Origin of the sequence: Phyllobacterium sp. OV277, assembly GCF_900104355.1 — a bacterium.
Lineage (GTDB): Bacteria > Pseudomonadota > Alphaproteobacteria > Rhizobiales > Rhizobiaceae > Phyllobacterium.
In genome coordinates, this window is sequence record NZ_FNIY01000001.1 from 141073 (window position 1) to 155978 (window position 14906).

Genomic DNA, 14906 nt, shown 5'->3' on the forward strand with positions numbered 1-14906 from the left:
ATGCGTCGAATTAAGTCTTCGAAGCGCATTGCGGACCAGATTGAGAACGCATTGCCCCGCACCTTTAAAAAGGTGCTGGACAGTCAACAACTTAAGAATCGCTAAAAGAAAAATGGTGCCCCCGGAGAGACTCGAACTCCCGACCCTCTGATTACAAATCAGATGCTCTACCAACTGAGCTACAAGGGCAGCGGCGTCCGATTAGCACAAACATCCCGGATGTAAAATGGAAAAACAGCACTTTATGCAATTTTCCCGCTTTTTTTGATTGAGCAGCATTTTGCCAGATCAATCGCGCCGTGCTAGGCGATACGTCCTTGAGATGCTCGGACACGCAGGCAGCCATGAACCGGAATATTGAAACCTTCGCTTTTCTTTCCTCCGGAACACCGGAATCCGACGAGGCTATGCACAATCTCGTCAAGCTTTACGGCCAGACCGCACCGAAGGATGCCGATGTCATCGTCGCGCTGGGCGGTGATGGTTTCATGCTGCAGACCCTGCAGAACCACATGAACCAGGGCAAGATGACCTATGGCATGAACAGGGGCTCTGTCGGCTTCCTCATGAACGAGTACAGCGAGACCGACCTGAAAGAGCGTGTAGAGGCCGCACAGGCTGAAACGATCCGCCCGCTGAAGATGGTTGCAGAATCGCTTGAAGAGGGCACAGTGACTTCCTTTGCGCTCAATGATGTCTATCTGCTGCGCCAGTCCTATCAGGCAGCCAAGATAAAGATCACCGTTGACGATCAGGTCCGGCTTGAAGAACTGATCTGCGATGGCGTGATGGTGGCAACCCCAGCCGGCTCCACCGCTTACAATCTGTCAGCTCAGGGCCCCATCCTGCCACTTGATGCACGGTTGCTCGCGCTCACCCCGGTTTCCCCGTTCCGCCCGCGCCGCTGGCGCGGTGCGCTCCTGTCAAACAAGGTCACGGTGCGGCTTGATATCCTTGAACCGGAAAAGCGGCCGGTCAACGCTGTCGCTGATCACACGGAAGTAAAGTCGGTGCTTTCGGTGACAGTCGAAGAAGCATCCCAGTTGCGTGCAACCATTCTGTTTGACAAGAACCATTCATGGAATGAACGGATTCTCAAAGAACAGTTCCTTTATTGACAACATTAGACTAAAGTGATGCACAATTGTAACAGACTCTTAAATCTCAAGGGATGCAAGAGTTGACTTTTGTTGGTATGGGCCGTAACGCCATTCCTGCAAGACATTGTGCAATGAAAAGCACCCATTCCATTGGCAAAATAACGGACATGTGCGGCATCGACTGCAGATAGAAAGTTAAATCTCCATTGACCACGTTCGCTGATCTGGGCCTTTCGCCGAAAGTGCTCGATGCTGTGGAAGCAGCAGGATACACCATCCCCACTCCGATTCAGGCTGGGGCGATCCCGCACGCGCTGCAGCGCAAGGATGTTCTCGGCATCGCCCAGACCGGAACAGGCAAGACTGCTTCCTTTGTGCTGCCGATGCTCACATTGCTTGAACAGGGCCGCGCCCGCGCGCGCATGCCCCGCACGCTGATCCTTGAGCCAACACGCGAGCTTGCCGCGCAGGTCGAGGAAAACTTTGTCAAATATGGCAAGAACCACCGGCTCAATGTCGCGCTACTGATTGGCGGCGTTTCCTTTGATGACCAGTTGCGCAAGCTTGAACGCGGCGCTGACGTGCTCATTGCCACGCCCGGCCGCCTGCTCGACCATTTCGAGCGCGGCAAGCTGCTTCTGACCGGTGTTGATATTCTCGTCATCGACGAAGCCGACCGTATGCTCGATATGGGTTTCATTCCCGATATTGAGCGGATCTGCAAACTGATCCCCTTCACCCGCCAGACACTGTTCTTCTCGGCCACCATGCCGCCAGAGATTACCAAACTGACGGAACAGTTCCTGCATGCGCCCGTGCGTGTTGAAGTCGCCAAGGCCGCGACCACAGCCAAGACGGTTGAGCAGCAACTGGTCAAGTCAGGCAAAAAAGATTGGGAAAAGCGCGCCAAGCTGCGAGATCTGATCCGCGCTGAAGAAGATGGCCTGAAAAACGCGATCATCTTCTGCAATCGCAAGAAAGACGTTTCCGAGCTGTTCCGCTCGCTGGTCAAGCATGAGTTCGATGCCGGTGCCCTGCATGGCGATATGGATCAGCGTGCCCGCACCACAATGCTGGCCAATTTCAAGGACGGCAAACTGAAAATTCTCGTGGCCTCTGATGTGGCGGCACGCGGACTTGATATTCCTGACGTAAGCCATGTCTTCAATTTCGACGTGCCTATTCATTCGGAAGATTATGTACACCGCATCGGTCGCACGGGCCGCGCCGGACGTTCCGGCAAGGCTTTTACGCTGGTCACACCTGCCGATGTAAAACATCTTGCATCCATTGAAAAACTGATCGGTGAAGACATCAACTGGTATGATGGCGACCTCGCCACCCTGCCCGTTTCGGAAGAAACCGACGAAGCTCCGCGCCGTGGCCGTAATGCCCGCGGCAAGAGTGAAACCAAGCGCAAGCCGCGCAATGAAGGCCGCGAACGCGAACGCCCGCAGTCTGAGATCGACATCATCGCCGCGGCCGACCGCGCCAAGGAAACCGGCGAGCAGCCTGTAACCGCTGAAGAGCCTGTGAAAAAGACAGCCGAGAAGCCGCAAAAAGCTGCCATCAAGGCCGACAATGAACAGCGCCGCGCCCGTCCTGCTGCCCCGCAGGAACAACCGCGCCGTGAACAGGAACCGCGCCGCGATCATCGCCGCGACCGAAATGACAACGATACATCACCGGTTGGTTTTGGCGATGAAATCCCTGCCTTCATGCTGATCGATACAAAAATCTGAGGGCTCGATCGTGAATGCACCGGGCGTTGGATGTGGAATCGTCTTCTTAAGGGACGGCCATATCCTCTTGTTACAACGCAAGAAAAGCCCCGAGATCGGCGCTTGGGGTATCCCCGGCGGCAAGATCGATTTTCTGGAGACCGCCGAACAGGCAATCAGACGCGAAGCCTTTGAGGAGACCAGCCTTGAGGCTGGTTCCATCCGCCAGCTTGGCCTTAGCGAGCAGCTTTTCCACGATGAGCGCCAGCACTGGTTTGGCGTCCTGTTCCTTGCCGAAACATTTTCCGGCGAAATGCAGCTGCTTGAACCGGACAAACATGGCGGTATCGACTGGTTTCCTCTCGATAACCTCCCCGCGAAGCTTACGCTCCCGACCATGCATGCGCTGGAATTGATCCGTCAAGACGCCTGAGCCCCCTCTTACGGAGGGAGCTTTAATCAACGGGTCGGGCCATTCTGCTGATAGGTCCTGTTACTTCACCGCACGCAGCGAGGCCTCATAGGCCTTGCGCGCCCATTCGGTCATGATGTCAGGATCATCAAACGCATCGGCAGGGATTGACCAATAAGGCATTTCGACAGTTTTTGATTTGCCTTCGTAGGTCCACCGCCGGCAACCGGCGGCCTCAAAATCCGGTGCAGAGACCTTGTCAGCCTTCAAGAGGATTTCGTCGGCAACCTCAAGCGCGAAAACCAGCCCGTGATGATAGATGCCCTTGCCGCCAAACATGCGTTTGATGGTGACAGGCCCGAGGCCGGAAAACAGGTCGTGAATCGCATCATTGTCCATGGCTTGAGTATTGCAGGCGCAAAGACGGGCGTCACGCCGAAAATTGCGCTACCATGACTGCAAATTGAGGCGGGAAAACTCAGGAAGTGGCTGAAGCCAAAGCTTCCGGCTTGGCAGGGGTCAATTCGACCGACTCACCACAGCCGCAGGCTGATGTCTGATTGGGATTATTGAAGACAAAGCCCGTGCGCAGGGTCGTTACTTCAAAATCCATCTGCGTGCCCAAGAGATACAGCACGGCTTCCGGTGCTACAAATACCTTCGAGCCATCCTTTTCGACAATATCATCGCCGGGCTTGGCTTCTGTAACGAGATCAATGGTATATTCCATACCCGCGCAGCCGCCTTTCTTGATGCCGACGCGAATACCGAGCGCATTTTCACGCGTCGCTACAATCTCGCTCACGCGGGATGCTGCAGCATCAGTCAACGTCATGACAGAAAAACGACCCATTTCTAATCTCTCTTGGTTCAGATCGTACAACGATCAGTCTGTATCATAGTTAGTGTTACATAGTCGTCACCGCAAGTGTTCAAACTCACCCACGTCCCACAAACCTGCATGCAGAAGGCAGAAATCATGAATTACCGCCATCTCATTCTCTGTAGCGTCGCCGGTCTGGCGCTGAGCCTGACACCTGCGCTGGCCCAGGAAGCCAAAAAGCCCGAACCGCCAAAGCAGGAAACCGGGGCTAAGCCCGCAGCACCCGCCGCGGCCGCGCCAGAAGCCCCTGCCACCAAGGAAGCCCCGGCTGCCAAGGAAGCCGCAGAGGCCCCAAACCAGTCTGTGCCTGATTATCTTGACGACCGCAGCACGCCCGAACAGCTGGTCAAATCCTATTATAACGCCATCAACCGGCAGGAATATGCCCGCGCCTATAGCTACTATGCCGAGGAAGGCCACACACAGGCCTTCCCGCAATTTCAGGCGGGTTATGAAAACACCGTTTCAGTGGTCCTGCGCCTTGGCAAGGTTGAAAGCGAGGGCGCAGCCGGTTCCACCTACTGGAGCCTGCCACTGGCAATTGAATCGACGCAGAAGGACGGTAAGCGCACAGTTTATAACGGTTGCTATCGGCTGCGACTGGCAAATGCGGCCATTCAGGGCGTTCCCTTTGTGCCACTGTCCATTCTCGACGGCACCCTGCAGAAATTCGAGAAGCCACTGGATCAAAGCGTGCCTGAAGCGTGTGAAGCGCCCTGACGGCCTTAGAAATAACTGACAATGCTGACGATGGCGACCAGCAGGCATGCCAGGGCCGCAGCCATGGAGCCTTTTGCGTTCTGTTCTGCCTGTTCCAGCACGGATTCGGCTGCACAACTCATGGCAGACCGACCATCAAGCAATCCGGCAATATCAGCTCGTGTGAGAATCTCGGTCGATGAATGCCAGTGCCAAGCGGCCTTCAGCGCGAAGAAAATAACGCCCGCTGTGCCAAAACGCACAATCCATATGGCAATAGGCAAATCAAAAATCATAATAAAACAAATTCAAGCGCTGGGTGATGCCCCACCACATATTCGATGACATTATGTATCATCAATGGCATCCGGGACATAAACGGTTAAACTGTCTGCACCAAACGGTGCAGAGCGGACAACCATATCATGCTTGGCTACCGGACTTCTGGCAATTAGACTTTAGACGTAAGACCTTAGATTAATATCTGAGATGCGCGCGACTGGATCAGTACCAGCCGACGGCGACCTGCGCTTCTTCCGACATACGGTCGGGCGTCCATGGCGGATCGAAAGTCATGCTCACGTCAACAAAACTGACGCCTTCGACCGAGCTTACCGCATCCTGTACCCAGCCCGGCATTTCACCGGCGACAGGGCAGCCCGGCGCTGTCAGGGTCATTTCGATCTTTACGGACCGGTCGTCCTCGATATCGATCTTATAGACAAGGCCCAGCTCATAGATATCAGCGGGGATTTCCGGGTCATAGACCGTCTTCAGCGCGCCGATAACATCATCGGTCATGCGTGCCAGTTCATCGGCTGGAATAGCAGACGCAGAAACAGCACCGCTTACCTCGGAAGTCTCTACAGGTGCTTCCGGCTTCACAGTTTCGTCTTTTTCCAGTGTCTCGACTTTATCGGTCATCGTTTTCACCCAAAGAATTTCCGCGCTTTTTCCAGCGCATCGGCGAGAACATCGATCTCGTCTCTTGTATTATACATCGCAAACGATGCACGGCATGTGGATGTTACGCCGAAACGTTTCAAGAGCGGCTGAGCACAATGTGTGCCTGCGCGCACCGCAACACCCGCCCGGTCGATGACCATCGACACGTCATGGGCATGAATGCCAGCAAGTTCGAAGGAGATGATCGCGCCCTTGCCCTTGGCATCGCCGAAAATACGCAGCGAATTGATCTGGCGCAGCCGCTCATGCGCATAATCGCGCAAATCTTCCTCATGGGCGAGAATGGCGGCGCGGCCAATCTTTTCCACATATTCAATGGCTGCCCCAAGACCAATCGCCTGAGCAATCGGCGGTGTGCCAGCCTCGAAGCGGTGCGGTGGATGGTTATAGGTGACAATATCCTCAGTCACCTCTTCAATCATCTCGCCGCCGCCCTGGAAGGGGCGCATGGCTTCCAGCTTTTCCTTGCGGCCATAGAGCACGCCGATGCCGGATGGGCCATAAATCTTGTGGCCAGTGAAAATATACCAGTCGCAGCCGAGATCCTGTACATCAACAGGCAGATGCACCGCGCCCTGACTGCCATCGACAAGCACCGGAATGCCGCGCGCATGGGCGATGCGAACGATTTCCTTGATCGGCGTCACCGTGCCAAGCACGTTGGACATATGGGTAATGGCAACCAGCTTGGTGCGATCAGTCAGCCGCGCCTCGAATTCCTCGATATGGAACGCACCCTGCTCATCAACAGGTACCCAGACCAGCTTTGCACCCTGCCGTTCCCTGATGAAATGCCAAGGCACAATGTTGGAATGGTGCTCCATGATCGACAGGACAATCTCGTCGCCCTCACCAATATTAGGCATGCCATAGCCATAGGCGACCGTATTGATCGCCTCGGTAGCGGACTTGGTGAAAACGATCTCATCGACAGAATCCGCATTCAGAAAGCGGCGAACGCTTTCGCGCGCCTTTTCATAGGCGTCCGTAGCGGCGTTCGACAGGAAATGCAGGCCGCGATGCACATTGGCATATTCATTCGAATAGGTGTGGGTGATCGCATCAATAACCGCCTGCGGCTTCTGTGCCGAAGCGCCATTGTCGAGATAGACAAGCGGTTTGCCGTAGACTTCACGCGACAGGATGGGAAAGTCGCGGCGGATCGCCTCGACGTCATAACCGGCTTGAATGATCTTCGTATCCATAGTGCCCGCGCTTTCCTGCGTTTGGGTCAAATGTTGAATGCCGGCCGGATCAACCGGCAGGCGAACAATCAGACATGAGCAGCCAGCCACTTGTCGAGAATAGCTTCCAGAGCTTCGACCAGCGGTTCGCTTTCCAGTTCTTCGATGATTTCAGCCACGAATGCCTTGATCAGCAGGCCGCGTGCATCACTTTCGGGGATGCCGCGCGCCTGCAGATAGAACAGGTGGTTGCTGTCGATTTCCGTCACCGTTGCACCATGGCCGCAAGCCACATCATCGGCAAAAATTTCGAGTTCCGGCTTGGCATCAAATTCGCCATCATCGGACAGGAGCAGCGTGTTGCAGGCCATGCGCGCATCGGTCTTCTGGGCGATCCGGTTGACCTTGATCTGACCCTGAAAGACACCGCGTGCGCGGTCTGTTACCACATTGCGGATGATCTGCACCGACGTGGTGTTTTCAACCAGATGGCCGAGCGTCATGGTCACATCCGTATGGCTGTCGCCACCGAGAAGGTTGACACCGCGCAGCTGGAAGTCCGAGCCTTCACCCTTGGACAGCACATGCACTTCCTGCCGCACCAGCTTGCCGCCCGCATTGACGATATAAACCGTCAGCTTGGCGTTGGTGCCGATGGTCGCGGTGAACTGGGCAAGCTGTGTGGCTTCAACGCCCTGTTCGCGCAGGATGATCCAGACAATCTGTGCATCATCGGCAACAGTGATATTACTGACGGACGTTGAAAAGCCCTCACCCTCGCCGCCGGTCTGACGCTCGATAATGGTTGCCTTGCTGCCCTTGCCGAACTTGACGGCAAAACGCACGTGGCCCTGCCCACGCACCTGCGCATTCTGCAGTTCCAGCGGCGCTTCAAGCTCGACACCGTCGGCAACGTTCACCGACCAGCCATCGGTCACGTAAGCGGCATTGATCTGGCCGATTGCATCGTCACCACCACGAATGGCAAGATCACGGATCGCCGATCCATCCGCCAGTTTTTCGCTGTATTTGGTGAATTCGACACCTTCAATCCGCGGCGCGTTCAGTGCAACGCCGTTGGAAACGGTGGCAACAGCTGATCCCTGAATAACGGCCGGCAAGGCATTGGTACCAGCCGCGCTATCATACGCAGCAACGCTACGCAGCAAGGTGCGCAGATCGGTATAGTGCCAGCTTTCGACGCGGCGCGACGGCAGGCCCTGCGTCTTCAATGCCTCGATGGCATTGTCACGCGCGCTGACGATTTCCGCATCGCCCGGCAATTCGCCCATCCGGTCTACAAACGAGTCGACCAGCGCCGCTTCTGCGGTTGTCGGCTGGCGTCCTGTGTGAACATTCATAACGTCGCTCCTCAGGCTGCCTCGCCGATGATATCGGCATAGCCGTTCTCTTCAAGATGGAGGGCAAGGTTCTTGTCGCCCGACTTGATGACCTGTCCCTTGTAAAGGACATGGACACTATCAGGAACGATATAATCGAGCAGACGCTGATAGTGGGTGATCACGATCACCGCACGGTCAGGCGAGCGCAGCGCATTGACGCCATCGGAAACAATCTTCAGCGCGTCGATGTCGAGGCCGGAATCGGTCTCGTCAAGCACGCAAAGCTTTGGCTCCAGCAGTTTCATCTGCAGGATTTCCGCACGCTTCTTTTCGCCGCCGGAGAAACCGACATTGAGCGGACGCTTCAGCATGGCAATATCCATATCGAGCGATGCCGCAGCCGTTTTTACGCGGGCGATGAAATCAGGAATTTTTAGTGGCTCTTCACCGCGCGCCTTGCGCTGCGAGTTCATCGCCACTTTCAGGAATTCCATCGTCGCAACACCAGGTATTTCCATCGGATACTGGAACGCCAGGAAAATGCCCTTGGCCGCACGCTCGGATGGATCGAGTTCCAGAATGGATTCGCCATTGTAAAGAATGTCGCCTGATGTGACTTCGTAATCTTCACGGCCCGCAAGAATATAGGACAGTGTCGACTTGCCGGAACCGTTCGGCCCCATAATCGCCGCCACTTCGCCCGCCTTGACCGTGAGGTTAAGGCCGCGAATGATTTCGGTGTCCGTATCTGCGATCTTCGCATGAAGGTTGATGATCTCAAGCATTGTATTACCCTTTGAATTCCGTGGGATCAGCCGTGGCGATCCCTAATATGATCTTGTTTGGCGAATGACTGGCCCTTGGCCGCCACATGGCTATCCGACTGAGCCCTCAAGGCTGATGCCGATCAGTTTCTGCGCTTCCACGGCAAATTCCATCGGCAGTTCCTGAATGACTTCCTTGACGAAGCCATTGACGATCAACGCAATAGCCTCCTCTTCCGGAATGCCGCGCTGCATCACATAGAACAGCGCATCTTCGGAAATTTTTGAGGTCGTCGCTTCGTGTTCGAACTGGGCGGTGGCGTTCTTTGCCTCGATGTAAGGCACCGTATGCGCACCGCAATCATTGCCGATCAGCAGCGAGTCACACTGGGTGAAGTTACGCGCATTCTCCGCCTTGCGATGGGCCGAAACCTGACCGCGATAGGTGTTGTTCGACTTACCAGCCGAAATACCCTTGGAGATGATACGGCTCGACGTGTTCTTGCCGAGGTGCAGCATCTTGGTGCCGCTGTCGATCTGCTGATGACCATTGGAAACCGCGATGGAATAGAATTCGCCGCGTGAATTGTCGCCGCGCAGGATCACCGATGGGTATTTCCACGTAATCGCCGAACCGGTTTCAACCTGTGTCCACGAAATCTTGGAGTTCTTGCCGCGGCAATCGCCACGCTTGGTCACGAAGTTGTAAATGCCGCCCTTGCCTTCCGCATCACCGGGGAACCAGTTCTGCACGGTCGAATATTTGATCTCGGCATCATCAAGTGCAATCAATTCCACAACTGCCGCATGCAGCTGGTTCTCATCGCGCTGTGGTGCCGTGCAGCCTTCGAGATAGGACACATAAGCGCCCTCTTCGGCAATGATCAGCGTGCGTTCGAACTGGCCGGTATCCCGCTCATTGATGCGGAAATAGGTTGACAGTTCCATCGGGCAGCGAACACCCTTGGGCACGTAAACAAACGAACCATCGGTAAAGACAGCCGAATTCAGCGTCGCATAGAAATTATCAGAGACCGGCACAACGGAAGCCAGATACTTCTTGATCAATTCTGGATGCTCGCGGATCGCTTCGGAGATCGAACAGAAGATGACGCCTGCTTTGGCCAGTTCAGCCTTGAAGGTTGTAACAACGGACACGCTGTCAAACACCGCATCCACAGCCACACGGCCTGACTTATAGACATTATCGCTGGCTTCTTCCTCATCGGAAGGGCTCGGCTCGCCCATTTTGCGCACGCCCGCAAGGATTTCCTGCTCTTTCAGCGGAATACCCAGCTTCTCATAGGTGCGCAGCAGCTCAGGATCAACCTCGGCAAGCGATGTCGGGCCGGTCTGGTTTTTTGGTCCAGCGTAATAAACCATGTCCTGGAAGTCGATCTTCGGATAATTCACCCGCGCCCATGTGGGCTCTTCCATGGTCAGCCAGCGTTCATAGGCTTTCAGACGCCATTCCAGCATCCACTCCGGCTCGTTCTTCTTGGCCGAAATAAAGCGGATAATATCTTCGCTAAGGCCCTTTGGCGCCTTATCCATTTCGATAAGGGTCTCAAAGCCATACTTGTACTGGTCCACATCCAGGGTGCGGACCTGATCAATAGTTTCCTGCACGGCAGGCATTGGCGTTCTCCATCCTCGCGGGATTCAAGGTCCCGCAGTTGCAAACGTCAAGGCGTGTGTCGTCTTGAATATTTGCCTCAATGTAGTGTGCTAACGCACGATTTAACACCGGTAATCACCGGATATTTTGTAATTATCGGCAAGTTGTTGCCAATAATCGCAATATTTCACGCCGCATCGGCAGCAGCCAGCTTGGACCGGTCGCGCCGCGCAACAATTTTTGTCAGCGCATCCAGAAAAAGCGCTATCTCGTCCTGCGTGGTTTCAGGCGATGTGGAGACCCGCAGGCCGCCTGTTCCATTACCAAAACCCATGGCCGCAAGCACATGGCTTGGTCCAACTTTTCCCGAAGAACAGGCAGATCCTGCCGATAGCGCAATTCCCGCCAGATCGAAAGCGATTTGAACGGTTTCCGCCTTCATATCTGCAAGACTGAAGAAGGTCGTATTCGCAAGCCGGTCGACCGTATCGCCATAGATAACCGCATCCGATGCTATTGACCGGATACCGTCCTCGATGCGCTGCCGGTTGGTAAGCCCCCAGCCACCGGATTCAAGCTGCTCGCGGGCAAACCGCGCCGCTGCGCCAAAACCTGAGAGGATGGGCAAGGCTTCCGTTCCGGCGCGATGCCCCTTTTCCTGTCCACCGCCGCGAACAAGCGCTTTGGGCATGACCAGATCGGAAACAGCGATAATCGCGCCAACGCCCTTGGGGCCGCCGATCTTGTGCGACGATAAAATGAGATAATCAGCAGAAGCCGTTGTGATATCGAGAGGAATCCGCCCTGCCGCCTGCACGGCATCCACCACAAGAAATCCGCCGAACTCTTTGACAATCCTGCCGATTTCGCCAATGGGCTGCAAAACGCCGGTTTCATTGTTGGCAGCCTGTACGGCAACCAATGGCAGGCCTTCGCTCTTGTTATGGGCGGCGAGACGTGCGCGCAGTTGGCCAAGGTCAAGCAGGCCATTCTTATCAACGGAAACCGTTTCAATCTGCTCCGGCGCGAACTGACCGCCTGCCAGCACACATGGATGCTCGCTGGCACTGACATAAAGCCGCGAAAGCCGCACCGGCGCGCGTCCCATCACATAATGCGGGGTGAGCAGGGTTGACGCGGCCTCGGTGGCACCCGATGTAAAGAACACATGATCAGGTTTGGCATTCACAAGAGCGGCCACCTCGCGGCGGGCGCTTTCAAGAATTGCCTTTGAAGCACGGCCTTCGCTGTGAACGGACGATGGATTGCCCGTCTGCGCCAAAGCATCGACCACAGCATCGCGTGCCACCGCAAGCAGCGGTGCACTGGCATTGTAGTCGAGATAGGCGCGTTTTTGGGCCATACCTGTCGCAAATCCTGTTCTTTTGAACTATGCGCTGGCGAAAAGCGCAATTTTCTTGAAATTCAACCTCGGACCAGCCTATTAAGCCGCTTCGAGACAAATTCTACACCAGTTTTGAACGGTTCTAAACTGGTTTTATGGGTGCTGTTGATCGCCGTCAAGTCCGGCTGATAAACAGGAACCCTGTGGCGAAGAGTGGAGTACACATGCCTGAAGTAATTTTCAATGGACCTGCGGGCCGTCTTGAGGGCCGTTATCAGCCTTCGATGGAAAAAAATGCGCCAATAGCCATCGTGCTGCACCCGCATCCACAATTTGGCGGCACCATGAACAACAAGATCGTCTACGATTTGTTCTACATGTTCCAGCAGCGCGGTTTTACGACATTGCGGTTCAACTTCCGTGGCATTGGCCGCAGCCAGGGCGAATTTGACCATGGTTCGGGCGAACTGTCCGACGCCGCCGGTGCGCTTGACTGGGTTCAGTCGCTGCACCCTGATTCGAAAACCTGCTGGGTCGCCGGTTATTCCTTCGGTGCGTGGATCGGCATGCAGCTTCTGATGCGCCGTCCGGAGATCGAAGGCTTTATTTCCGTTGCTCCGCAGCCCAACACCTATGATTTCTCGTTCCTCGCACCCTGCCCCTCATCGGGTCTAATACTGCATGGCGATCAGGACAAGGTTGCCCCGGCCAAGGACGTTCAGGGTCTGGTTGACAAGCTGAAAACCCAGAAGGGCATCACCATCACCCAGAAGACAATGGTCGGCGCCAATCACTTCTTCACCGGCATGACCGATGAAGTCATCGTAGAATGCTCCGATTATCTCGACCGCCGTCTGAATGGCGAACTGGTGGAAGCCAAGCCAAAGCGCCTGCGCTAACGGCTTAGGGCATTCTTGCTGCATTGCAAATCCTCGGGCCCAAACCCGAGGATTTTTGATTTGAGCCGGTTCTGTATGAAAGTGGTTCGTGGTTCGTGGTTCGACAAGCTCACCATGAGGGAGAGGAGTGATGAAAGGGAGCCAAGTTCTGCAACCCTTGCGCTGCAATCTCTGCGATTAGCATTGCAACCCTCCCTCTCCCTCATGGTGAGCTTGTCGAACCACGCACGATGTTGCTGCAGCCATCAATTTAAAAAAATCATGCCAACTTATCCAACACCATCTCACCTCGCTTATTCTGATGGTGTCCTTTCCGGCGGGAATGCTCCGGAAACTTTCTGAAGTCAGGAAAGGATCGGTGATTTCGTCTGCGGGGAGAACCCAACCGCAGGGGAAGCGGTTTTATCTCACAAGGGTAAAACCAGTCATCGGGACGGGTGATCCGGGAGTTTTCTTGGTTGAAACAGGAAAATCTCCGGGGAACGCATTGATTACACTACCAATACCAAGACTTCCGCGTTCCCCTGATGGATCGCCCGTCTTTCCCACCCTTCAATAGCCAGACGCGAAAGCGGGCGTGGTGATGGGAGAGGTATGTTCTGCAACTGCAATGTTGGTGGATGTATTCACCCCCCTCTGTCCTGTCGGACATCTCCCCCACAAGGGGGGAGATCAGCCTTCAATACGTTTCTTGCACAATCTGAAACTGTTCCGGTTGTGCAAAGGCGTTCATGTCAATGTGATCTCCCCCCTTGTGGGGGGTCCGAAGGACGGGCGAGACCCGTGGCTCGCCCCGGCAGTCCGACAGGACAGAGGGGGGGTGAGCGCTGCCGGTTCGTGGTTCGTGCAATCTACTTCCTACTCCCCACAACCACTCCACCCGGCACCGCCGCATCACACCCCGTGGTCGTCGGAAACGTCAGCGGCAAGCCATCAACGGCGCGCACGGCGAGATAGGCCCAGGCCTCCGCTTCCATCGAATCGCCGTTGAGACCCAATTCCTCAGCTGCAATAACCGCTGCACCGGTCTTGGCTGCCCCATCAGTCAGATCAGCCATGATAGTCGCATTCTTGCGACCGCCGCCGCAGATCACCCACAGCACGGGCATGTCAGGCGCATAGGCACTGGCTTCGAGGATTGCATCGGCAGTGACTTTGGCGAGTGTGCGCGCGCCGTCGGCAAGCTCGGGATTGCCGAGATCTTCGAGCGTGAAATCATTGCGGTCGAGCGACTTTGGCGGTTTCAGGTCAAAGAACGGCTTGGCCATATAACGCCCCACGGCATCGGTCAGCACCTGACCTTCGCTGGCAATTGTTCCGCCGGAATCATAGGCGATTCCCGCCCTGTCCTGCACCCACTGGTCGATCAGCGTGTTGCCGGGACCCGTATCAAAGGCGATGGGATCGGCAGTCCCCGATATAATCGTCACATTGGAAATACCGCCAATATTGACAAAGACGACCGGCCTGCCCTTGCCAAGCTCGGCAGGAACCCGTGCAGCGAGCGCCTGATGATAGACGGGAACCAGCGGCGCGCCTTGCCCGCCATGCACCATGTCATTGGCCCGCATGTCGTAGACGACAGGAATAGCGGTCAGATCAGCCAGCAACTTGCCATCACCCAACTGTACCGTCAGTTTCTCCAGCGGCCGATGCAAAACTGTCTGGCCATGAAACCCAATAATATCAATGGCATCGGCGCTTAGCTTGTGATTAGAGAGAAAGCCGAGAACCGCCTCGCCATGCCGCCTGGTCAATTCCTGTTCAATTGCTGCGAGACTGCCGGGCCGTTCATTGCGCGTGCGAATGGATTTTGCTTCACCAAGCCCCGCTTCGATGCGGCGGCGGAATGCCGACTCATAGGCGACAAAGCCTGACGGACCGCGCCGAACCTCGTTTTTGCCATCGGTTTCGAGGAGCGCGATGTCGATTCCATCCATAGATGTTCCGCTCATCAGGCCAATTGCCCGCC

General features: G+C 55.5%; 15 protein-coding genes and 1 tRNA gene. 5 read left to right on the forward strand and 11 right to left on the reverse strand.

Going from position 1 to position 14906, the window contains the following annotated elements; genetic code table 11:
- Positions 1–113: 113 nt before the first annotated feature.
- A tRNA-Thr gene (locus BLU05_RS00805) sits at positions 114–189 on the reverse strand.
- Between the two features lie 155 nt (positions 190–344).
- On the opposite strand from BLU05_RS00805, the gene BLU05_RS00810 reads away from it, so the two are divergent.
- From BLU05_RS00810 to BLU05_RS00820, 3 genes are all read left to right on the forward strand, one after another.
- A complete protein-coding gene (locus tag BLU05_RS00810) occupies positions 345–1118 on the forward strand; it encodes an NAD kinase (RefSeq protein WP_091877056.1) in 774 nt (257 codons plus the stop codon).
- A gap of 188 nt (positions 1119–1306) precedes the next feature.
- Positions 1307–2842, forward strand: coding sequence for a DEAD/DEAH box helicase (locus tag BLU05_RS00815; RefSeq protein ID WP_091877057.1), 1536 nt, complete (start codon positions 1307–1309; stop codon positions 2840–2842).
- Between the two features lie 10 nt (positions 2843–2852).
- Positions 2853–3254, forward strand: coding sequence for an NUDIX domain-containing protein (locus BLU05_RS00820; protein ID WP_091877059.1), 402 nt, complete (start codon positions 2853–2855; stop codon positions 3252–3254).
- Positions 3255–3314: 60 nt separating this feature from the next.
- Here the strand turns inward: BLU05_RS00820 and BLU05_RS00825 are convergent, their stop codons facing one another.
- Positions 3315–3632, reverse strand: coding sequence for a TfoX/Sxy family protein (locus BLU05_RS00825; protein WP_091877061.1), 318 nt, complete (start codon positions 3630–3632; stop codon positions 3315–3317).
- Between the two features lie 79 nt (positions 3633–3711).
- Positions 3712–4086 (reverse strand): Fe-S cluster assembly scaffold SufA, encoded by a 375-nt coding sequence (sufA, locus tag BLU05_RS00830; RefSeq protein WP_091877062.1) that lies wholly within the window; start codon positions 4084–4086, stop codon positions 3712–3714.
- A 126-nt stretch (positions 4087–4212) separates the two neighbouring features.
- On the opposite strand from sufA, the gene BLU05_RS00835 reads away from it, so the two are divergent.
- Positions 4213–4836, forward strand: a complete 624-nt coding sequence (locus BLU05_RS00835; RefSeq protein WP_139210356.1) for a hypothetical protein — start codon at positions 4213–4215, stop codon at positions 4834–4836.
- Between the two features lie 5 nt (positions 4837–4841).
- Here BLU05_RS00835 and BLU05_RS00840 read toward each other — a convergent pair whose 3' ends face one another.
- From BLU05_RS00840 to BLU05_RS00870, 7 genes are all read right to left on the reverse strand, one after another.
- Entirely contained in the window at positions 4842–5111 is a 270-nt protein-coding gene (locus BLU05_RS00840) for a hypothetical protein (RefSeq protein ID WP_091877066.1), read from the reverse strand.
- Positions 5112–5319: 208 nt separating this feature from the next.
- On the reverse strand, positions 5320–5739 hold the full coding sequence (locus tag BLU05_RS00845) for an SUF system Fe-S cluster assembly protein (RefSeq protein WP_091877068.1): 420 nt from the start codon (positions 5737–5739) through the stop codon (positions 5320–5322).
- Positions 5740–5744: 5 nt separating this feature from the next.
- Complete coding sequence (locus BLU05_RS00850; RefSeq protein ID WP_091878363.1) at positions 5745–6986, reverse strand: cysteine desulfurase; 1242 nt, start codon at positions 6984–6986, stop codon at positions 5745–5747.
- Positions 6987–7054: 68 nt separating this feature from the next.
- A complete protein-coding gene (gene sufD, locus BLU05_RS00855) occupies positions 7055–8326 on the reverse strand; it encodes a Fe-S cluster assembly protein SufD (RefSeq protein WP_091877070.1) in 1272 nt (423 codons plus the stop codon).
- Positions 8327–8337: 11 nt separating this feature from the next.
- Entirely contained in the window at positions 8338–9093 is a 756-nt protein-coding gene (gene sufC, locus BLU05_RS00860) for a Fe-S cluster assembly ATPase SufC (RefSeq protein WP_091877072.1), read from the reverse strand.
- A 90-nt stretch (positions 9094–9183) separates the two neighbouring features.
- Complete coding sequence (gene sufB, locus BLU05_RS00865) at positions 9184–10710, reverse strand: Fe-S cluster assembly protein SufB (RefSeq protein WP_091877074.1); 1527 nt, start codon at positions 10708–10710, stop codon at positions 9184–9186.
- Positions 10711–10877: 167 nt separating this feature from the next.
- The gene (locus tag BLU05_RS00870) at positions 10878–12053 is read right to left on the reverse strand and encodes a cysteine desulfurase family protein (RefSeq protein WP_091877077.1); all 1176 of its coding nucleotides are present in this window, start codon (positions 12051–12053) and stop codon (positions 10878–10880) included.
- Positions 12054–12259: 206 nt separating this feature from the next.
- On the opposite strand from BLU05_RS00870, the gene BLU05_RS00875 reads away from it, so the two are divergent.
- A complete protein-coding gene (locus BLU05_RS00875) occupies positions 12260–12934 on the forward strand; it encodes an alpha/beta hydrolase (RefSeq protein ID WP_091877079.1) in 675 nt (224 codons plus the stop codon).
- Positions 12935–13785: 851 nt separating this feature from the next.
- Here BLU05_RS00875 and BLU05_RS00880 read toward each other — a convergent pair.
- Positions 13786–14889, reverse strand: coding sequence for an anhydro-N-acetylmuramic acid kinase (locus BLU05_RS00880; RefSeq protein ID WP_244518089.1), 1104 nt, complete (start codon positions 14887–14889; stop codon positions 13786–13788).
- Positions 14890–14906 lie beyond the last annotated feature (17 nt).